This window comes from Micromonospora sp. NBC_00389, assembly GCF_036059255.1.
Taxonomy (GTDB): Bacteria; Actinomycetota; Actinomycetes; order Mycobacteriales; family Micromonosporaceae; genus Micromonospora.
On the sequence record NZ_CP107947.1, the window covers coordinates 7,819,597 to 7,838,821 of the forward strand.

The 19,225-nt window shown below is 72.7% G+C and carries 19 protein-coding genes; 7 read left to right on the top strand and 12 right to left on the bottom strand.

Annotated features, from left to right (window positions below):
* Nucleotides 1-8 precede the first annotated feature (8 nt).
* Nucleotides 9-605 (bottom strand): nicotinate-nucleotide adenylyltransferase, encoded by a 597-nt coding sequence (nadD, locus tag OG470_RS36905; RefSeq protein WP_328419396.1) that lies wholly within the window; start codon nt 603-605, stop codon nt 9-11.
* A gap of 122 nt (nt 606-727) precedes the next feature.
* Here nadD and OG470_RS36910 point away from each other — a divergent pair, with 122 nt between their 5' ends.
* Nucleotides 728-1,405, top strand: coding sequence for a PadR family transcriptional regulator (locus OG470_RS36910; protein ID WP_328419398.1), 678 nt, complete (start codon nt 728-730; stop codon nt 1,403-1,405).
* A gap of 160 nt (nt 1,406-1,565) precedes the next feature.
* Nucleotides 1,566-2,780 (top strand): FAD-dependent monooxygenase, encoded by a 1,215-nt coding sequence (locus OG470_RS36915; RefSeq protein ID WP_328419400.1) that lies wholly within the window; start codon nt 1,566-1,568, stop codon nt 2,778-2,780.
* A 46-nt stretch (nt 2,781-2,826) separates the two neighbouring features.
* On the opposite strand, the gene pepN is transcribed toward OG470_RS36915, so the two are convergent.
* Entirely contained in the window at nt 2,827-5,343 is a 2,517-nt protein-coding gene (pepN, locus tag OG470_RS36920; RefSeq protein WP_328419402.1) for an aminopeptidase N, read from the bottom strand.
* Between the two features lie 69 nt (nt 5,344-5,412).
* Here pepN and OG470_RS36925 point away from each other — a divergent pair, with 69 nt between their 5' ends.
* On the top strand, nt 5,413-5,631 hold the full coding sequence (locus OG470_RS36925) for a DUF397 domain-containing protein (protein WP_121653657.1): 219 nt from the start codon (nt 5,413-5,415) through the stop codon (nt 5,629-5,631).
* A gap of 42 nt (nt 5,632-5,673) precedes the next feature.
* Here the strand turns inward: OG470_RS36925 and OG470_RS36930 are convergent, their stop codons facing one another.
* Complete coding sequence (locus tag OG470_RS36930) at nt 5,674-6,081, bottom strand: hypothetical protein (RefSeq protein ID WP_328419407.1); 408 nt, start codon at nt 6,079-6,081, stop codon at nt 5,674-5,676.
* 448 nt (nt 6,082-6,529) lie between these two features.
* On the opposite strand from OG470_RS36930, the gene OG470_RS36935 reads away from it, so the two are divergent.
* Entirely contained in the window at nt 6,530-7,777 is a 1,248-nt protein-coding gene (locus OG470_RS36935) for a cytochrome P450 (RefSeq protein ID WP_328419409.1), read from the top strand.
* 15 nt (nt 7,778-7,792) lie between these two features.
* Complete coding sequence (locus OG470_RS36940; protein WP_328419410.1) at nt 7,793-8,920, top strand: glycosyltransferase; 1,128 nt, start codon at nt 7,793-7,795, stop codon at nt 8,918-8,920.
* Here the strand turns inward: OG470_RS36940 and OG470_RS36945 are convergent.
* From OG470_RS36945 to OG470_RS36955, 3 genes are read right to left on the bottom strand one after another with little or no spacing between them, the layout of a single operon-like run.
* Nucleotides 8,914-9,564, bottom strand: coding sequence for a DUF3618 domain-containing protein (locus tag OG470_RS36945; protein ID WP_328419411.1), 651 nt, complete (start codon nt 9,562-9,564; stop codon nt 8,914-8,916). The two genes, OG470_RS36940 and OG470_RS36945, sit on opposite strands and share 7 nt — an antisense overlap.
* A complete protein-coding gene (locus OG470_RS36950) occupies nt 9,561-10,028 on the bottom strand; it encodes a phage holin family protein (RefSeq protein WP_328419412.1) in 468 nt (155 codons plus the stop codon). The genes OG470_RS36945 and OG470_RS36950 overlap by 4 nt, the downstream gene beginning before the upstream one ends.
* Before the next feature lie 31 nt (nt 10,029-10,059).
* A complete protein-coding gene (locus OG470_RS36955; RefSeq protein ID WP_328419413.1) occupies nt 10,060-11,115 on the bottom strand; it encodes a hypothetical protein in 1,056 nt (351 codons plus the stop codon).
* 231 nt (nt 11,116-11,346) lie between these two features.
* On the opposite strand from OG470_RS36955, the gene OG470_RS36960 reads away from it, so the two are divergent.
* Nucleotides 11,347-11,838 carry a DUF4383 domain-containing protein gene (locus tag OG470_RS36960; protein WP_328419415.1) on the top strand — a complete coding sequence of 164 codons (492 nt, stop codon included), beginning with the start codon at nt 11,347-11,349 and terminating at the stop codon, nt 11,836-11,838.
* Nucleotides 11,839-11,908: 70 nt separating this feature from the next.
* A complete protein-coding gene (locus OG470_RS36965) occupies nt 11,909-12,568 on the top strand; it encodes a DUF6766 family protein (RefSeq protein WP_328419417.1) in 660 nt (219 codons plus the stop codon).
* A 33-nt stretch (nt 12,569-12,601) separates the two neighbouring features.
* Here the strand turns inward: OG470_RS36965 and OG470_RS36970 are convergent, their stop codons facing one another.
* The 6 genes from OG470_RS36970 to OG470_RS36995 all read right to left on the bottom strand — a co-directional run bounded on the left by OG470_RS36970 (nt 12,602) and on the right by OG470_RS36995 (nt 19,115).
* Nucleotides 12,602-12,961, bottom strand: a complete 360-nt coding sequence (locus tag OG470_RS36970) for a GNAT family N-acetyltransferase (RefSeq protein ID WP_328419419.1) — start codon at nt 12,959-12,961, stop codon at nt 12,602-12,604.
* Nucleotides 12,962-13,120: 159 nt separating this feature from the next.
* A complete protein-coding gene (gene obgE / locus OG470_RS36975; protein WP_328419421.1) occupies nt 13,121-14,593 on the bottom strand; it encodes a GTPase ObgE in 1,473 nt (490 codons plus the stop codon).
* A gap of 92 nt (nt 14,594-14,685) precedes the next feature.
* Nucleotides 14,686-14,940: a 50S ribosomal protein L27 gene (gene rpmA, locus OG470_RS36980; RefSeq protein WP_109818441.1), complete on the bottom strand. Its 255-nt coding sequence runs from the start codon at nt 14,938-14,940 to the stop codon at nt 14,686-14,688.
* Nucleotides 14,941-14,951: 11 nt separating this feature from the next.
* Nucleotides 14,952-15,266, bottom strand: coding sequence for a 50S ribosomal protein L21 (rplU, locus tag OG470_RS36985; RefSeq protein WP_328419425.1), 315 nt, complete (start codon nt 15,264-15,266; stop codon nt 14,952-14,954).
* A 168-nt stretch (nt 15,267-15,434) separates the two neighbouring features.
* Nucleotides 15,435-15,947: a hypothetical protein gene (locus OG470_RS36990; RefSeq protein ID WP_328419426.1), complete on the bottom strand. Its 513-nt coding sequence runs from the start codon at nt 15,945-15,947 to the stop codon at nt 15,435-15,437.
* Nucleotides 15,948-16,064: 117 nt separating this feature from the next.
* A complete protein-coding gene (locus OG470_RS36995) occupies nt 16,065-19,115 on the bottom strand; it encodes an Rne/Rng family ribonuclease (protein ID WP_328419427.1) in 3,051 nt (1,016 codons plus the stop codon).
* Nucleotides 19,116-19,225 lie beyond the last annotated feature (110 nt).

Genomic DNA, 19,225 nt, shown 5'->3' on the forward strand with positions numbered 1-19,225 from the left:
GGGCGTGATTAGCGCTGATAGAGGCTGCGCTTGCCGATGTACTGCACCACACCGTCGGGCACCAGATACCAGACCGGCTCGCCCCGGGCCACTCGCGCGCGGCAGTCGGTCGACGAGATGGCCATCGCCGGCACCTGGACCAGGCTGACAGTGTCCGCCGGCAGGTGCTTGTCGGTGAGCCGGAAGCCGGGCCGGGTCACCCCGATGAAATGGGCCAGCTCGAAGATCTCGTCCAGATCCTTCCAGGACAGGATGCGTTGCAGCGCGTCCGCGCCGGTGATGAAGAACAGCTGCACCTTGGGGCCGTACTCGGCCTGAAGGTCGCGCAGCGTGTCGACGGTGTAGGTCGGCCCATTCCGGTCGATGTCGACCCGGCTGACCTGGAAGCGGGGGTTGGAGGCGGTGGCGATGACCGTCATCAGGTACCGGTCCTCGGCGGGGCTGACCGGCTCGTCGGACTTCTGCCACGGCTGCCCGGTGGGGACGAAGACCACCTCGTCCAGGCCGAACCGGTCCGCCACCTCGCTGGCCGCGACGAGGTGCCCGTGGTGGATCGGGTCGAAGGTGCCACCCATGATCCCAATCCGCCGGATATCTTCCTCCACCCCGTGATCGTAGGCCGGACGCCGGGGCTGGCCGTTGCGGCCCGGTTCAGGGGTCGCGCTCCGGGCACTCGTGGGCATATACTCGCCTACGAGTAATCGGATACGAGGAACGGGAGAACGTCGTGCCGAAGCGGCGCAAGGTCGGCAACCTGCTGGCGCTGGCCGTGCTGTCCGCCCTGGTCCAGCGGCCGATGCACCCGTACGAGATCGCCACCGCACTGCGCGCCTGGGGCAAGGACCAGGACATGGAGTTCAAGTGGGGATCCTTCTACACGGTGATCCGCAACATGGACAAACACGACATGATCGAGGAGGTGGAGAGCCTCCGCGAAGGCCGGCGCCCGGAACGCACCGTCTACCGGATCACCGACGCGGGGCGGGCGGAGCTGGTCGACTGGGCCCGCGAGCTGGTCTCCACCCCGATGCCCGAGCATCCCCGCTTCCGCGCCGGCCTGTCCGTGCTCGCCGCACTGCATCCCGACGAGGCCACCGACCTGCTGCGGCAGCGGCTCGACCTGCTGGACGACGCGATCCGCCAGGACCGCGAAGCGCTCGACGCGCACCTGCGGGAGATCCCGCGACTGTTCCTGGTCGAGACGGAGTACGACCTGGCCATGCGCGCCGCCGAGGCGGCCTGGCTACGGGCACTGCTCGCCGAGCTGACCTCGGGCAGCTACCCCGGGCTGGACATCTGGCGGGCCTACCACGAGACCGGCGAGGTGCCAGCCGAGCTGACCGAGCTGGCGGAGAGGACCAGCACCCCCGACCCCAGCACCCGACGCCCCGAGACCCCCAACTGAAAGACGGCCCCGGCGGGGTGCGCCAACACCCCGCCGGAGCCCTTACCTCGAACCGACACCTGGAAAGGCACCCGGCCCGAAGCGGCAAACACGAGGATAACCGGGTTCCCTCCCAGGTCGGTTCGCCCGCGCACGGACCGACGACACCCAGGGAGAGAACATGACCACGGTACGAACCGCGATCGTCATCGGCGGCGGCATCGCCGGCCCGGTGACGGCACTCGCACTGCGCCGCGCCGGCATCACCGCCACCGTCCACGAGGCGTACCCCGCCACCGCCAGCGGAGTTGGCGGCATCGGCGGCACGCTCGCGCTCGCGCCCAACGGCGTGGCGGCCCTGCAAACGGTCGGCGCGGACCAGGCGGTGACGGCAATCGCCACCCCGATCGAGCGCAGCGTCATGGCGGTCGGCCGCCGCCGCATCGACCTGCCCATCCTGTCCGGAGTGCCGCCGCTGCGCGTGGTGCACCGGGCCGAACTGCACCGGGTGCTGCACGACCGGGCGGTCGCCGAGGGCGTCGCTTTCGCGTACGGCAAGCGGCTGGTCGGCGCCGAGCAGACGGACAGTGGCGTAACCGCCCGCTTCGAGGACGGCAGCACCGCCACCGCCGACATTCTGGTCGGCGCCGACGGCATCCGGTCGACGGTCCGTGGTCTCATCGACCCGGCCGCCCCCGGCCCCCGGTTCACCGGGCTGCTCGGCTTCGAGGCGGTGGCCCGGCACGAGGTGGACGTCGAGCCGGGCACGATGACCTTCGCGTTCGGGCGACGCGGCTACTACCTCTACTGGCCGGAGCCCGGCGGCGGCACCCGGTGGGGGGCCAACCTGCCGCAGCAGCGGCCGATGAGCCTGGTCGAGGCCCGCGCGGTGCCGTCGGCGGAATGGCTGGCCACGCTGCGCACCACCTACGGCGACGACGATCCGGGCCGGGAGCTGGTGGCGACCAGCAACGCCGACGAGCTCCAGGTGGTCGGTTCGCTGCAGATCATGCCGCCCGTGCCGCACTGGCACCGGGGGCGGATGGTGCTGGTCGGCGACGCGGCGCACGCGCCGTCGAACAGCTCCGGGCAGGGCGCGTCGCTGGCCATCGAGAGCGCGGTGCAGCTCGCCCGCTGCCTGCGCGACCTGCCGGACGTGGCGTCGGCGTTCGCCGCGTTCGAGCGGCTCCGCCGCGCGCGGGTCGAGAAGGTCGCCGCCCGCGCGGCGCGGATCAACCACGCCAAGGCGCCGGGGCCGGTTGCCCGGACGCTGATGCCGCTGCTGATGCCCCTGCTGACGCGCACCGCCATGGACCCGGAGAAGACGGTCGCCCACGAGCAGCGCTACGTCATCGACTGGGACGCGCCGGTCACGGCAGAGCCCGCGCTGCGCTGAGCCGGGGGCGGGGTGGCCGGTGGGCCACCCCGCCCCGACCGGTCTGTCAGGCCGCCGCAGCGGCCATCGCGGTCCGGGCGACCAGCGCACGGCGCAGGTCGTCGTCGGCGTCGGTGACCACCCGGCGCAGGCCCGGGGTCAGGTCGTCGCGGGCCAGCAGCGCGGCGGCCGCCTCCCGGGTCGGCTGCGCCACGGCGTAGCGGGGGAACGCCAGGGAAGCCACCCGGTCGGCCGTCCACGCGGTACGCCGTCGCGCGGCCGACGGCATGTCCGCGAAGTACCGCTCGACGTACGCGGCGGTCAGCTCGGCCTGTTCGGGTTGCCAGAACCCCTCGGCCGTCGCCTCCAACAGCCGGTTGGACAGCTCGGTGTCCCGCACGATGATCTCCCATGCCGCCTGCTTGGCGGCCGGGTCGGGCAGCGCGGCCCGGCAGCGGGCGGCTCGCTCCGCGCCGGTGGCGCTGGGGTCGGCGGCCGCCTCAGCGACGATCTCCGCCTCGCCGGCGGCGCCCAGCACCACCAGCCGGCGCAGCACCGCCCAGCGCAGCTCGGCGTCGACCTTCAGCCCCGCCGGCACGTCCCGGCCGGCGAGCCAGCCGGTGAGCAGGTCCGCGTCGGTGGTCGCGGCGATCCACGCCCGCGCCGCGGCGAGCTGCAACGACTCCCCCGCCGACGCGCCGTCGAGCAACTGCCGACACGCCCCGGCGACCCGGGCCAGCGCCGCGGACCGGGTCAGCGGGTCGAGGTAGCGATCGACCAGCGACCGGCTGAGGGTGAGCACGTCCTCCGCGATGATCACCTCGGTCTCGGCGGGCAGCGCGGCGACCATCAGGTCGACCAGGCCGCTGACCGGCCGCTCCCCGTCGGTCGCCGCGTCCAGCGCCTCGCCCCAGAGCACCGCCCGCGCCAACGGGTCGGCCAGCCCCGGCAGCACCAGCGGCACGGCATCCGCCGACGCCGGGTCGAGGCGCACCTTGGCGAAGGTGAGGTCGCCGTCGTTGGGCAGCAGGAGCCGGGCCGCCGGCTGGCCGGTCAGCTCGCCGAGCACCGTCCGGCCGCCGTCGGCGGCCGGGTCGAGGTCCACCTCGTCGCGCCGCACGGCGCCGTCCGCCGAGTAGCGGCCCACGCCGACCCGGTGCGGGCGAAGCACCGGGTACGACTCGGGCGCGGTCTGCACCACGGCCACCTCGGCGTAGCGGCCCTCGGCGTCAACGGCGACCTCGGCGCGCAGCGTGTTGACCTGCGGCCGGCGCAACCACACATCGGCCCAGCCGGAGAGGTCCCGGCCGCTCGCGATTGTGAGACTGGCCAGCAGGTCGGCGAGGGTCGCGTTGCCGAAGCGGTGCGCGGAGAAGTGCGCGTTCAGCCCGGCGAGGAACGCCTCGTCACCGAGCCACGCGACCAGCTGTCGCAGCACGCTGGCCCCCTTGGCGTACGAGATGCCGTCGAAGTTGAGCAGGCCCTCGTCGGCGTCGGCCACCTCCTCCGGAGCGACCGGGTGGGTGGAGGGGCGCTGGTCGGCGGCGTACCCCCAGGCCTTGCGGCGCATGGCGAAGGTGGTCCACGCCTGATCGAAACGGGTCGCCTCGGCGGTGACCCGGGTGCCCAGGTACTCCGCGAAGGACTCGTTCAGCCACAGGTCGTCCCACCAGCGCATGGTGACCAGGTCACCGAACCACATGTGCGCCATCTCGTGCGCGATGGTGGTGGCCCGCAGCTCGCGCTGGGTGTCGGTGACCGCCGAGCGGAACACGTAGTCGTCGCGGAAGGTGACGATGCCGGGGTTTTCCATGGCGCCGGCGTTGAACTCGGGCACGAACGCCTGGTCGTACTTGCCGAACGGGTAGCGCTCGGTGAAGAGCTGGTGGAACCGGTCCAGGCACTGCCGGGTGATGGTGAAGATCTCGTCGGCGTCGGCGTCCAGGTGCTCGGCGAGCGACCGGCGGCAGTAGATGCCCAGTGGCACGCCGTCGTGCTCGGCCCGCCGCACGTGGTACGGCCCGGCGATCAGCGAGAAGAAGTAGGTGGCCAGCGGCGCGGTCGGGGCGAACTCCCAACGACCGGGCACGGGATTGGCGGCCACCTCGGCGTTGCTGGCCACCGTCCACTCTGGCGGGGCGGTGACCGCGAGGGTGAACGACGCCTTGAGGTCGGGCTGGTCGAAGGCGGCGAAGATGCGCTGCACGTTGTCGAGGAAGGTCACCGCGTAGAGGTAGGTCTCACCGTCGGCCGGGTCGACGAAGCGGTGCATCCCCTCCCCCGTGTTGGAGTACGCCATTTCCGCCTCGACGACCAGGGTGTTCTCCGCGGCAAGGTCGCTCAGCGGCAGCCGGTTGTCGGTCAACGCTCCGGGGTCGACGGCGCGGTCGTTGAGGCGTACCGCCAGCAGTGTGGCGGGTTTGATCTCGGCGAAGGTCGCGGTGCCGGGGGTCGCCCGGAACCGGATCTCGACGCGGGAGCGGAACAGCTCCCCACCACCGGTCAGGTCGAGGTCCACCTGATAAGACTCGACAGTAATCGCCGCGCCACGCGCGGTCGCCTCTACACGGGTCAGGCTCGGCATCCGCTTATCCTGCCCGATGGGGATCCGCACGCGGTCACCACACGACCCTCGGCACTGGAGGAAAGAACCATGGCGCAGCACCCCAAGGGCGACTTCGACCTCTCTCGGGCGGTCTGGCAGCGGGCCGACGGGGACACCTCCGACAGCGCCGTCGAGGTCGCCTTCGTCGATGACCTGATCGGGATGCGCAACTCCGCCGAGCCGGAGGGGGCGGTGCTGGTCTTCACCCAGGCCGAGTGGGACGCGTTCGTCGCCGGCGCGCAGGACGGCGAGTTCGACCTGGACTGACACTTGTCGCCGGCGCGGTGCCCCACCCGGGGCACAACGCCGTCAGCCATCGCCGGGACCGTCGCCGTCGCCCCAGCCGAGCCCGCCGGGACCCGGGGCGTGGTGGAAGCCGGGGTGGTCGGCCACGTCGACGCAGCGCTCCCCGTCCGGGCCGACCGCCCCGCAGAACAGCCGTTCGGCGCGTTGCCAGGCGTCGGCCGGTGACAGGGCCGCCGCGCCGAGCGCCAGCTCCGGGCGGAGCAGGCTCAGCGCCTCGGCGTACGCCACGGCCAGCTCGCGGGCGTCGGCCGCGCCCGGCGCGGTGAAGCCCAGGTGCACCGTGAAGAACCGGTGCGGCCGGGTGGGTCTTCCGGGCGGACGGATCAGCCCTCCGCCGTCTCGACCCCTGCCGATGCCGAGCGCCCCGACCACCCGCCGCTGCCGCCAGTACGGTGATCTGTTGTCCCGCATCCACCCCTCCCCGTGATCCGTGGTCGCCGCCCGGCCACGCCACCGGGCAACCCGCCCGGCCCGGCTCTGTGGCCGGCCACCTACCGAGAAGCCAACCAGGTTTCCGCGCCGGTGGGAGGGGCCAGCAGACGCCGATCCGGTGGCCCCGGCGAGCGGACCGCCGGCCCAGCAGCGATCCGGGCGGCGGGATTCAGGAGCGCTGACCCGGGTAGACGCAGCCGACCGAGGAGGCCGGCCAGCGGCGACGGCCGCCACCCGCAGGTGAGGAGACCCGATGGCGACCATGCCGGCCGACCGCAGCCCGGACAGCACGGGAGACCGGCCAGCGGCGACGGCCGCCACCCGCAGGTGAGGAGACCCGATGGCGACCATGCCGGCCGACCGCAGCCCGGACAGCACGGGAGACCGGCCAGCGGCGACGGCCGCCACCCGCAGGTGAGGAGACCCGATGGCGACCATGCCGGCCGACCGCAGCCCGGACAGCACGCTCGCGTTCCTCCGCGCCGGCTACCGGTTCATCGGCGAGCGTTGCGACCGGTACGGCAGCGACGTCTTCCAGACCCGGATCCTGCTGACCCCGACCATCTGCCTGCGCGGCAGGCCGGCGGCGGAGCTGTTCTACGACACCGAGCGCTTCCAGCGGCGCACCGCGATGCCGCTGCGGGTGCAGCGGACCCTCACCGGTCGGGGCGGGGTGCAGGGGCTGGACGGCTCGGAGCACCGGGACCGCAAGGCGATGCTCATGTCGATCATGACGCCGACCGCCATCCGGCAGCTGGGCCAGCTCTTCGACGACGAGTGGCAGGCCCGGATCCCCGCCTGGGAGGGTGCCGCGCCGGTGGTGCTCTACGACGAGCTGGGCAGGCTGCTCACCCGGGTGGTCTGCGCCTGGGCCGGGGTGCCGCTGGCCGCGTCGCAGGTCGACCGCCGTACCGTCGAGCTGCACGCCATGATCGAAGCCCCGGCGGTGGTCGGCCCCCGGCACTGGCGGGGGCGGCTCGCCCGTCGCCGGGCCGAGCGCTGGCTCGCCGACGTCATCGAGCGGACCCGGGTCGGTAGCGTCGCCGCGCCGGCCGGCAGCGCGCTGCAGGTGATCGCCGAGCACCGGGACGCCCGGGGCAGGCTCCTCCCCCGGCGGATCGCCGCCGTCGAACTGCTGAACGTGCTGCGGCCGACGGTCGCCGTGGACCGGTTCATCGTCTTCGCCGCGCTCGCCCTGCACGACCACCCGGCCTGGCGGCAGCGGGTCCGCGAGGACGACGAGGCCACCGAGCAGTTCGTCCAGGAGGTACGCCGCTACTACCCGTTCTTCCCGGCCGCCGCGGCCCGGGTCCGGCGCTCCTTCGACTGGGAGGGCCACCACTTTCCGCAGGGCCGACGCGTACTGCTCGACCTGTACGGCACCAACCACCACCCGGCGCTCTGGCCACAGCCCGAGCTGTTCCGCCCGGAACGGTTCGCCGGCCGCCGCGTGGACCCGTTCGAGTTGATCCCACAGGGCGGCGGCGACCACAGGACCGGGCACCGCTGCGCCGGTGAGTGGATCACCATCGACCTGATGAAGCGGGCGGTCACCAACCTGACCAGCACCATGCGCTACGAAGTCCCCCCGCAGAACCTGGCCCTGGATCTGCACAGGATGCCCGTCCTGCCCCCCACCGGCCTCACCCTCACCAATATCCGCCGCACCGCCTGACCCGGACGTCTGGGAATGGACCGCCCGCACCCGCAGCGCTACCCGGCGTCGGCCCGCAAGGCCGAGGCCGGCCGCGCGCGGGCCGGAGAGCGGTCGAGCGACGGCCGCGCCGGCACGCCGCCACCCGCACTGCCGATGGCGTACGTCCTGCCGCTGCGCCGGACCACCGACGTTGGCCTGGCCGAGCTGACCGACTACCTGCGCTGGCTGGGCGACCGGGTCGAGGTGACCGTCGTCGACGGTTCGCCGCCGGATCTCTTCGCCCGGCACGCCGCCGCGTGGCGCGGACTGAACCTCCGGCACCTGCCGCCCGACCCCACCCTGCACGGGCTGAACGGCAAGGTGATCGGGGTGCTCACCGGCGTCCGCGTGGCGGGCCACGAGCACGTGGTGATCGCCGATGACGACGTCCGGTACGACGACGCCGGGCTGCGCGCGGTGCATGGGTTGCTGGGCCGGGTGGACCTGGTACGACCGCAGAACTACTTCGACCCGCTGCCCTGGCACGCCTGGTGGGACACCGGCCGGACCCTGCTCAACCGGGCGTTCGGGGCGGACTACCCGGGCACGCTGGCGGTTCGCCGCAGCACCTTCCTCGGCATGGGCGGATACGACCCGAACGTGCTCTTCGAGAACCTGGAGCTGATTCGCACCGTGCGGGCGTACGGCGGCACCGAGGCGGCACCGGCCTGGCTGTACGTACGCCGGCTGCCGCCGGACGCCGCGCACTTCCGCGGCCAACGAGTCCGCCAGGCGTACGACGATCTGGCCCAGCCGGCCCGCCTGCTGACGGTGCTCGCGGTCCTGCCGGCGCTGGCGGCGGCCGTCGCGGCCCGTCGACCCGGACTACTGCTCGGTGCGGCGGCCGGCACCGTCGCGCTGGCCGAGTTGGGCCGCCGTCGCGCTGGCGGCAGCACGGTCTTCCCGCCGACAACCGCGCTGTCGGCCCCGCTGTGGCTCCTGGAACGCGGCGCGTGCGGTTGGCTGGCGGTGGGCCGGCGTTTCCTGCTGGGCGGAGCCCGCTATGGCAACACCCGAATCCGCCAAGCCGCCCACCCCACCTCCCGCCTCCGCCCCCTTGCAGGGAACAGCCCGCGGGCACCGGGGTGGCCGCGGGCTGTCGGGGTGGGGACGGATCAGTAGGTGACCTGCTGGCGGGACTGCTGGGCCTGGTCCTTGACGTCCTGCGCAGCCGACTTCGTGTCGTCCTTGACCACGTGCACGGCGCCCTGGGCGGTGGACTTCACCGACTCGGCGGCGTGCTGGGCCGGCTCGCGCAGCTCGTCCTTGAGCTCGCTGGCCACCTCGCCCAGCTTCTCCTTCACCGCCCCGCTATGCTCGCCGACCTTCTCCTTGATCTGGGTCGCGGCCTCCTGCTCGCGACGGGAGGCCGGGATCAGCGAGGAGGCCAGCCAGCCCACCCCGAACGCGATCAGGCCGGCGGCCAGCGGGTTGCCCGCCGACTTCTGCCGGATCACGTGCGGCGCGCTGTGCGCGGCGTCGCTGACGGTGGAGGCCGCCGAGTGCGCGGCGTCGTTGACGCTGGAGGCCGCCGACGAGGCGCGGTCGCCCACCGAGTGGGCGGCGTGGCCGGTGCCGTGGCCGAGGTCAGACGCGGTTCCCATGACCTTGTCCCTCACATTCTGCAGCGCGGAGCGGGCCCGCTGCTTGCGGTCGTCGACGATGCGGCTGGGGCTGACCTTGTACGCCAGCGCGTCCACATCGGAGCTGAGGCTGTTGCGGGTGGCTTCGATCTCCCGGCGGATCTGGTCGGGATCGGTGCTCATCGGGTGACTCCCTCCGGGTGGGGCTTGAGCGCGTCGGGGATCCGCTGCACGCTGTCGTTGGTCTGCTTGAGGCCGCGTACGTGTTGGGCGTTCTTCTTGGCCATGGAGTAGAGAACCGCAGCGATCGCCGCCCAGATTACGGCCACGATCAGCCCGGCCCAGCCGGCGTCCATGACGTTGGACAGCCCGGCCCAGAGGGCCAGCGAAAGGAAGAGCGCCACCATGTAGCCGCCGAAGCCGGCCCCGCCGAAGAGCCCGGCAGCCTTGCCGGCCTTCTTGCCCTCCTGGCGGATCTCGGCCTTGGCCAGCTCGACCTCCTGGCGCATCAGCGTCGAGAGGTCACCGGTGACCTGACGCATCAGCTCACCGATCGAGCTGCCCTTCACCTCCGCCGCGGTGTGCGGGGCACCCGCGTCGGGGTGGTAACCGGAGTCCAGTCCGGACCCCTGCGTCGGCATGCTCATGCCGTCGCCTCCCTTCGGATGACTCGGTGGCTCACGGGCGGGTGGTGCCGCTGGACGGCACGCCGGGCAGCGGATCGGTCTGGGTCACCGGCGGCAGCGGCTGGCCGGTGCCGGTCTGCTCCGGGTAGTCGCCCCGGCGCGGGTCTGCGTAGCCACCGGGCGTCGGGTCGGCGTAGCCACCAGGCGTCGGGTCGGCGTAGCCACCAGGCGTCGGGTCGGCGTAGCCACCAGGCGTCGGGTCGGCGTAGCCACCAGGCGTCGGGTCGGCGTAGCCACCAGGCGTCGGGTCGGCGTAGCCACCAGGCGTCGGGTCGGCGTAGCCACCAGGCGTCGGCTCGGCGTACGTGCCGGGGGTCGGGTCGGCGTAGGTGCCGGGGGTCGGGTCGGCGTAGGTGCCGGGGGTCGGGTCGGCGTAGGTGCCGGGGGTCGGGTCGGCGTAGGTGCCGGGGGTCGGGTCGGCGTAGCCGCCCGACGGGACGGCGTCCGGCACCGCGCGGGGCGCCGGCGTCGGGATCACGGCAGTCTGCTCCGGGTCGTACGCCCCAGCGCCCCGGTAGGTCGAGGAGCCGTTGCCAGAGTCGTCGCCAGCGGCGGAGATGCTGCGGGTCAGCCGGCCGGCCAGCACGCCGAGAACCGCCGCGCCGACCAGGAAGGTGCCCGGGTTACGCCGCGCGTAGTCGCGTACCTCGGTGAGCAGGTCGCCGGGCTCGCGCTCCTCGAGCCAGCCGGCCGCGCCGTGCACCCGGTCGGCAGCCTGACGGGCCAGCTCGCTCACCGGGCCGGCCTGGCCACCCTGCTCGGCCATCGAGCGCATCTCGTCGGCCAGCGAACGCAGCCCACCGGCGGCCCGGCGCTGCTGCTCACCGGTCTGGCTGGCGAGCTGCGTGCGGGCCTCGCCGTACAGGTTGCGGGCCTGCCGGGCAGCCTCACGACCGACCTCGGTGCCCTGCTCCTTGGCGGTCTGGGCGACCGCACCGCCGGCCTGCGCGGCCTCGGAACCGACCTGGCGCGCCTGGTCGCGGACGCCACCGCCGTTGGTCGACTCCTGCCCGTACGTGGAAGACGTAGGTGAAAGATCGTAAGTCATGATTTCCCTTCCGCTCGGATAGTCGTCGCGGTTGTGCTGGGGGGATGCGGCTGCGTTACCGCGGCCGCCGACCATTCACCTACCCTGCGTTTTGGCTTCCATACCTCTTCGTGCATTTCTCTGCGCGGCCTGCCGGATCGACTTCAAAATGGAGGATCGTCGGGCTGCGTCACGTCGCCGCTGCGGACAGTGAGGTTCGCGAGGGCTGGCAGATCCACGAAGGGGGCAGCGATGGCACGAGACGCGCGAGGTGGCCGGCCGGCCGGCCCACGGCCCCGGGTCCAGCTGGCCGCGTTGATCGTGGCCGGGGTCTTCCTGCTGATCGGCGTCCTCGGCTTCATTCCCGGCATCACCACCGACTACGGCGAGCTGAGGTTCGCCGGGCACCACTCGGACGCCCGGCTGGTCGGGCTGTTCCAGGTGTCGATCCTGCACAACGCGGTGCATCTGCTGTTCGGGCTGGCCGGCCTGGTGATGGCCCGGAGCCTCGCCGGAGCCCGGCTCTTCCTGGCCGGCGGCGGTGCGATCTACCTCGCCCTCTGGCTGTACGGGCTGGCGATCGAGGCCATCGACGAGGAAGGCGGGGCGAACATCCTGCCGGTCAACAACGCCGACAACTGGCTGCACCTCGCCCTCGGCTTCGGCATGCTCGCGCTCGGGCTGCTGCTCTCCAACCGGGCCGGCGCCGGCGGGCGGCTGGACACTCCCGCCGACCGGCACTGACCTGCCGGTTCGTCGGTTTCGCGGTCGTACCGAGGTGGGTATCGGGAGCTGATCCGCGAAGGAGGACGAGATGCCTCGTTGGCTGCGCGACAACGCGCTAGCCGTCGCCATGCTCGGCGCGTTCCTGGTCTTCCTGGTGTTGCAGAGCGTCTTCGGCTGGCAGACCCACAACGAGGAACTGACCGAGTTCGGCGCCGCGCCGCTGAGCTGGCCGGCGTACCTGACCACCGGGCACTTCGCCGAGGCGGTCTTCGAGAACTGGGAGTCGGAGTTCCTCCAGATGGGCGGGTACGTGCTGCTCACCGCGTACCTGGTGCAGCGGGGTTCCGCCGAGTCGAAGCCGGTGGACCAGACCGACCGGCCGGAGGACGACGAGCGCCGGGCCACCCCGCAGTCGCCCTGGCCGGTGCGCGCCGGTGGCCTGCCGCTGGTCGTCTACCGCAACAGCCTCTCCATCGCGCTGCTGCTGATCTTCGCCGGCTCGTTCGTCGGCCACCTGCTCGGCGGCACCGCCACGTACAACCAGGAGCAGGCGTTGCAGAGCGGCGCACCGCCGATCGGGGTGTGGGACTTCCTCGGCACCAGCGACTTCTGGTTCCAGTCCATGCAGAACTGGCAGAGCGAGTTCCTGGCGGTCGGCGCGCTGATCCTGCTGAGCATCGTCCTGCGCCAGCACGCCTCGCCGGAGTCGAAGCCGGTCACCGTGTCGCACGCCAGCACCGGCGCCTGAGCGCCGACAGCGCCGGGTGCGGCGGCGGGGTCGTCAGGCCGCGACCGGCAACCGCTTGGCGAAACAGACGCTGTACGGGTTGTCCACGTACTCGCCGTAGACCGGGATCCGGTCGTAGCCGCACGAGGTGTACAGCCCGATCGCGGCCGGTAGGTAGGTGCCCGTCTCCAGGCATACCACCGAGTGCCCCTGGCGGAACGCCAACTCCTCCAGCGCGGCGAGTAACTGGCGGGCGATGCCCCGACCCCGGTACGCCGGCCGGACGTACATCCGCTTGACCTCGCCGGTGGCGGTGTCGAGCGACTGGAGCCCACCGCAGGCGACCGCCCGGCCGTTCACCACCACCGCGAGGTAGCGGATGTCGTCGTGGGTGACGGTGACCTGCCCGTCCAACCCGCCGTCGCCACGCGCAGCTCACGCTGCTGTGCGATGACCAGGGCGGCGATCTCCGGATCGGTGGTGGGCCGGACTTCGATCAGCATCACCCAACGCTAGGCGGGGCGGATTTCGCGGAGGTTTCCGGCAATCAACCCGATCACGGAGCGCACCGGGCTATTCGGCGTCGTCCTCGTCGTCGAGGTCCTCGATGTCGTCGGACGCGTCGGCACCCACCTCGTCGGCCGACCGCACCCGGCGGGCCTTGCGCGCGGCAAGCCGGTCCGCCGCCGACGCCCGGTTCGACTTCTCCTCCAGCCGGACGTCGGTGCCCCGGTTGCCGGGCACGTACTCCACGCCGGCGTAGAGCGTCGGCTGCCAGTCGAACTCGCGGGCGCCGATCCGGACCAGGTCACCAGGCTGCGCGCCGGCCTTGGCCAGCTTCTCCTCGACCCCGAGCCGGGCCAGCCGGTCGGCCAGGTAGCCGACCGCCTCGTCGTTGTCGAAGTTGGTCTGCTTGACCCACCGCTCCGGCCGGATGCCACGGACGGTGAACGAGCCGTCCGCCTCGGTCGTGATGGTGAAGCCGGCGTCGTCCACGGCCATCGGTCGGATCACGATCCGGGTGGGCTCGGCCGGTGGCGCGGCCTTGCGCTGCGCCTCGACCATCTCGGCCATCGCGTAGGTGAGCTCCTTGAGCCCTTCCCGGGTGGCCGCGGAGACCTCGAACACCCGGTAGCCGCGCTCTTCCAGGTCGGGGCGCACGATCTCGGCGAGGTCGCGGCCGTCCGGCACGTCGACCTTGTTCACGGCCACCAGCCGCGGTCGGTCGGCCAGCCCGCCGTACTCCTTCAGCTCGGCCTCGATGGTCTCGATGTCCGCGACCGGGTCACGGCCGGGCTCCAGCGTCGCCGAGTCGATGACGTGCACCAGCACCGCGCAGCGCTCGATGTGCCGGAGGAACTCCAGGCCCAGCCCCTTGCCGGTGGCCGCGCCGGGGATCAGGCCCGGTACGTCGGCGACGGTGAAGGTGTGGTTGTCCATCCGGACCACGCCGAGGTTCGGCACGAGGGTGGTGAACGGGTAGTCGGCGATCTTCGGCTTGGCGGCGGAGATCACCGAGATCAGCGACGACTTGCCGGCCGACGGGAAGCCCACCAGGCCCACGTCGGCGACGCTCTTGAGCTCCAGCACCACGTCCAACTGGTCGCCGGGCTCGCCCAGCTCAGCGAAACCGGGAGCCTTGCGCTTCGCGTTGGCCAGCGAGGCGTTGCCCCGCCCGCCGCGCCCGCCGCGGGCCACCTCGAAGGTGGTGCCGGCACCGACCATGTCGGCCAGCACGGTGCCGTCGGAGGTCTGCACCACGGTGCCGTTGGGCACCTTGAGCACCAGGTCGTGGCCGTTGGCCCCGTCCCGGTTCGACCCCGCGCCGCCCTTGCCGTTGTCGGCCTTGACGTGTGGGCGGAAGTGGAAGTCGAGCAGCGTGGTCACCTGTGGGTCGACGACCAGGGACACGCTGCCGCCGTGCCCACCGTTGCCACCGTCCGGACCACCGAAGGGCTTGAACTTCTCGCGGTGGATCGAGGCACAACCGTGCCCGCCATCGCCGGCCTGCAGATGCAGAACGACCCGGTCAACGAACGTCGCCACGGCGTCAATCCTTCCAGCGAGGTCGGACCCCGCACTGCGAAAAAGCTAAGCGGGCCGGGACCCGGAGGTCCGCGGCCCGCTTAACCGGAAAACTACTGCTGCGGAACGATGCTGACGGTCTTGCGACCGCGCTTGGTGCCGAACAGGACCGAGCCGGCGGACAGCGCGAACAGCGTGTCGTCGCCGCCACGGCCGACCAGGTCACCGGGGTGGAACTTGGTGCCACGCTGCCGGATGAGGATCTCACCGGCGCTGACAACCTGACCACCGAAGCGCTTCACGCCGAGTCGCTGGGCCGCAGAATCACGACCGTTACGCGAGCTGGACGCACCCTTTTTGTGAGCCATTGGAGGACGACCTACTTCCCGCTGGAGATGCCGGTCACCTTGACCTGGGTCAGCGGCTGACGGTGACCCTGGCGCTTGTGGTAGCCAGTCTTGTTCTTGAACTTGTGGATCTTGATCTTCGGGCCCTTGGTGTGCGCGGCAATCTCGCCGGACACCGCGACCTCGGCAAGCTTCGTCGCGTCGGTCACCAGGTCGTCACCGTCGACGAGGAGCACCGCGGTGAGCTTCACCGCGTCACCGGGGGCACCGGTGAGCTTCTCGACCTCGATCACGTCGCCCTCGGCGACCTTGTACTGCTTGCCGCCGGTCTTGACGATCGCGTACATCGGAGGCGGACTCCCTGTCGTTGAGGCTGCTGGCGGGTCGTCCCCGCGGCGGCTCGCCGGGTAGCAGTGCACGGCGGCGCGGGCACACGGGAACTCGGCACACCAAAAGTGCGCCGCAGGCAAGAGTACGCCATTGCCGGCCTCGACCCCAAACCGGCCCGCCCCCGGTCAGCGGGCGCAGAGCTGATCAAGGCGTTGCTGGAGCCGGTCGAGCTCGGTCTCGTCGATCGACTCGACGTCGGTGCCGAGCGCGGCGACCTCGGTGCCGATGTCGGTCAGGAGCGTCTTGAGCTGCGGATCGGTGGCCTGGGCCGACTGCTCCCGCAGCACGGTCCGCCAACCGGTCAGCGCCGCCTCAGCCCGCCTGCGGGCCGCCTCGGCCGTGGCGCTGTCCCCGGCACCCACCGCAGCGATCATCTGGCCTAGCTCCGCCACGTACGTCTGGACGGCCGTGCTGCCCGCCTGCTGCGCGGCGGCGCAGACCTGCGTGGCGTTGCCGCCTGCCGCACCACCCGTACCGGTCGACCCCGCTGGCGTGCCGGTCGACCCGGCGGAGGCGCCCCCGTACCCGGCGGCCGGGCTGGATCCCCCGGTCGTCTCGCCAGCGGGCCGGTCAGTGGAGCAGCCGGCTCCGGCGGAGAGCGCGGTGACCAGCACGGTGACGGCGAGCAGACGACGCATCTTCTTCTCCTGACCGGGGGTGGCCGATCCTGGACCGGGTTGGCCGGACCGGCGAGGTCCCTCCCCCGTCACATTGCCGGGAAAGGGACCTCGTCAAACACCGGGCCGGTCAGGCGGTCAGGGGCGGGTCCGCCGGCGGGCGCCACCCCGGCGGGAGCGGCGACGGCCGGTGCCGCCCTCGGTGCCCTCCTCGTCGGCGTCGCCGTCGGCGAGCGCGTCCGGGTCGTCCGCGGCGGCCAGCCGGGCCGACTCGCCCTGCTGGGCGTCGGAGACAGCCGGCGCTGCGGCGGTGTCCGCCTCGTAGCGGGACAGGTCGTAGCCCATGGTGTCGACGTAGTCGGCGTCCGGTTCGGCGCTGGTGTCGGTCTCGACGACCTCGACCGCCGCCCGCTCGGCCGGGGCGTTCTTGCGCGCCCGGCGGCGGGAGGACGCGGTGCCCTGCTCGGCGGCCGGGGCGGCGGCGACCGCCGAGGCGACCGCCTTGACCTTCTCCCCCGCTGCGGCGGGGCGCGGCTTCTCCGGCACCGGCTCGGTGTGGATGATGACGCCGCGACCCTTGCAGCACTCGCAGGTCTCGCTGAACGCCTCCAGCAGGCCCGCGCCGATCCGCTTACGGGTCATCTGCACCAGGCCGAGCGAGGTGATCTCGGTGACCTGGTGCTTGGTGCGGTCCCGGCCCAGGCACTCGGTGAGCCGGCGCAGCACCAGCTCGCGGTTCGACTCCAGCACCATGTCGATGAAGTCGATCACCACGATGCCGCCGATGTCGCGCAGCCGGAGCTGGCGGACGATCTCCTCCGCCGCTTCCAGGTTGTTACGGGTGACCGTCTCCTCCAGGTTGCCCCCGGAGCCGGTGTACTTGCCGGTGTTGACGTCGACGACCGTCATGGCCTCGGTACGGTCGATCACCAGCGAGCCGCCGGAGGGCAGGAAGACCTTCCGGTCCAGACCCTTGATGATCTGCTCGTCGATCCGGTACTCGGCGAAGATGTCGCTCGTGCCGACGTGCCGGCGCACCCGGTCCACCAGGTCCGGGGAGACGTGCGACAGGTACGACTCGACCATGCCGTACGACTGCTCGCCCTCGATCACCAGCTCGCGGAAGTCCTCGTTGAACAGGTCCCGGACCACCCGGATGACCAGGTCGGGCTCCTCGTAGAGCAGCACCGGAGCGCCGCCCTCGGTGGCCTTGGCCTGGATGTCCTCCCACTGCGCCTGAAGCCGCTTGACGTCGCGGGCCAGCTCGTCCTCGCTGGCGCCCTCGGCGGCCGTCCGGACGATCACGCCCGCGCCGTCCGGAACCAGCTTCTTGAGCACGTCGCGCAGCCGCTTGCGCTCGTTGTCCGGCAGCTTCCGGCTGATCCCGGAGGCGTTGCCGTTGGGCACGTAGACCAGGTGCCGGCCGGAGAGCGCGATGTGGCTGGTCAGCCGGGCGCCCTTGTGCCCGATCGGGTCCTTGGTGACCTGGACGAGCACCGAGTCGCCGGACCGCAGCGCCTGTTCGATGGAGCGGGCCCGCCCCTCCAGGCCGGAGGTGTCCCAGTTGACCTCACCGGCGTACAGCACCGCGTTGCGGCCCCGGCCGACGTCGACGAACGCCGCCTCCATGCTCGGCAGCACGTTCTGCACCTTGCCCAGGTACACGTTGCCGGCCATCGTGCCGGACGAGTTGCGGGTGACGTAGTGCTCGACCAGCACGCCGTCCTCCAGGACGGCGATCTGGGTGCGGTCACCGCGCTGGCGGACCGCCATCACCCGGTCGACCGCCTCCCGGCGGGCCAGGAACTCCGACTCGCTGAGGATCGGCGGCCGGGTACGCCGCTGCTCCCGGCCGTCCCGGCGGCGCTGGCGCTTGGCCTCCAGCCGGGTCGAGCCGGACACGCCCTGCACCTCGTCGACGGTCCGGCGCGGCTCGCGGATCTTGACCACGGTCGGTACGCCGTCGTCGGCGGCCCCCTCCGTGTCACCGGCGCCCCGACGACGACGCCGCCGGCGACGACGGGTCATCCCGTCCCCGCCCTCGGCCTCCTCGTCCTCCTCGCCCTCGGCCTCGGCCTCGGCGGTCTCTTCCTCCTCGGCCTGCGCCGCCTCCTCGGACTCCTCGTCCTCGGCGTCGTCGGCACCGCCCTTGCCCCGGCCCCGGCCGCGGCGACCACGCCGGCGGCGGCGGCGCGCGGCGGCGCTGTCCTCGTCGTCCTCATCCGCCTCGGCGGCCTCGTCGGCCTCCTCGGTCGGCTCCTCCTCGGCCTCGATCGCCTCGACCGGCTCGGCCTCGCGGCGACCCCGCCGCCGGCGGCGGGACGGCTCGGCGGCCTCCTCCACGGCGGGCTCCTCGGCGACCGGAGCGGGCTCCGCCGGCCGGGTCACCGGCACGGCGTCCGGCTGCGGCGCCATGAACAGCACGGTGGGCGCGGAGAGCGCCGCGCGCCGACGGCGGGTCCGCGGCTGCTCCGGCTCGTTGACCTCGACCGGCTCGATCGGCTCATTCGCCACACCGGCCACGGCCACGCCCGGCGGCACCTCGCCGGAACGCTCCTGCGCCCCACTGGTCCGGGCCGGCTCGGCGGTGGTCTCGCTCGGGGCGGTCTCCGCCTCGCGCAGGTCGGACTCCGCCGGCGTCTCGGCCTCCGGCTGCTCCAGCGCAGCGGGCTCCTCGACGGCGGCCGGCTCCTGGACAGCGGCCGGCTCCTGGACAGCGGCCGGCGTGGTCTTCTTCCGCCGCGTGCGGGTCACCTTGACCGGCGGGACCACCTCGGCGGTGGCCTCCTCGGCGGTGGCCGCGACCAGCGGCTCGTCGGCGGTCGTCTCGACGGGGGCGGCCTTGCGGCGGCGCCGGGGGGTCTTCGGGGCGACGTCCAGATCGCCGGAGACCGGCGCGAACACCTCCGCCTGCGGCGACTCGTCGCTGCCGGCCCCGGCGGTGGAAGCCTCGACCGGAATCTCGGTCTGCTCCGGCTGGTTGAGCGGGGCGGCCCGGCGGCGGGTCGCCCGGGTACGCCGCACCGGGGCGGCGGGGGGCTCGGCGCTCTCCGCGCCGGCCGGCTCCGTGGTGGCGGCGCCGGTGGGGTTCGCGACGGCGGCGCCGTCGGCGGTGGTGCTCTGGTCAGCGGTGTCGCCGGCCGGCTGTGAACCGGTCCGTTCGCCGCCCTCGGGCTCGTTCTCGAGCATGGACGTTCTCCAGTTCTGGCTGCCCCGGGCGCGGGTAAGCGCTGCCACGCAGGGTTGCCGCAAAAGTGTTTCCGCCGGGCGCGCGTGGTGCGCGACCGCCGAAGTCTGCC

Coding starts and splice junctions, on each gene's coding strand:
- OG470_RS36915 (WP_328419400.1), top strand. CDS start 1,566: ATGACCACGGTACGAACCGCGATCGTCATCGGCGGCGGCATCGCCGGC.
- pepN (WP_328419402.1), bottom strand. CDS start 5,343: ATGCCGAGCCTGACCCGTGTAGAGGCGACCGCGCGTGGCGCGGCGATT.
- OG470_RS36925 (WP_121653657.1), top strand. CDS start 5,413: ATGGCGCAGCACCCCAAGGGCGACTTCGACCTCTCTCGGGCGGTCTGG.
- OG470_RS36930 (WP_328419407.1), bottom strand. CDS start 6,081: ATGCGGGACAACAGATCACCGTACTGGCGGCAGCGGCGGGTGGTCGGG.
- OG470_RS36935 (WP_328419409.1), top strand. CDS start 6,530: ATGGCGACCATGCCGGCCGACCGCAGCCCGGACAGCACGCTCGCGTTC.
- OG470_RS36940 (WP_328419410.1), top strand. CDS start 7,793: ATGGACCGCCCGCACCCGCAGCGCTACCCGGCGTCGGCCCGCAAGGCC.
- OG470_RS36945 (WP_328419411.1), bottom strand. CDS start 9,564: ATGAGCACCGATCCCGACCAGATCCGCCGGGAGATCGAAGCCACCCGC.
- OG470_RS36950 (WP_328419412.1), bottom strand. CDS start 10,028: ATGAGCATGCCGACGCAGGGGTCCGGACTGGACTCCGGTTACCACCCC.
- OG470_RS36955 (WP_328419413.1), bottom strand. CDS start 11,115: ATGACTTACGATCTTTCACCTACGTCTTCCACGTACGGGCAGGAGTCG.
- OG470_RS36960 (WP_328419415.1), top strand. CDS start 11,347: ATGGCACGAGACGCGCGAGGTGGCCGGCCGGCCGGCCCACGGCCCCGG.
- OG470_RS36965 (WP_328419417.1), top strand. CDS start 11,909: ATGCCTCGTTGGCTGCGCGACAACGCGCTAGCCGTCGCCATGCTCGGC.
- rpmA (WP_109818441.1), bottom strand. CDS start 14,940: ATGGCTCACAAAAAGGGTGCGTCCAGCTCGCGTAACGGTCGTGATTCT.
- rplU (WP_328419425.1), bottom strand. CDS start 15,266: ATGTACGCGATCGTCAAGACCGGCGGCAAGCAGTACAAGGTCGCCGAG.
- OG470_RS36990 (WP_328419426.1), bottom strand. CDS start 15,947: ATGCGTCGTCTGCTCGCCGTCACCGTGCTGGTCACCGCGCTCTCCGCC.
- OG470_RS36995 (WP_328419427.1), bottom strand. CDS start 19,115: ATGCTCGAGAACGAGCCCGAGGGCGGCGAACGGACCGGTTCACAGCCG.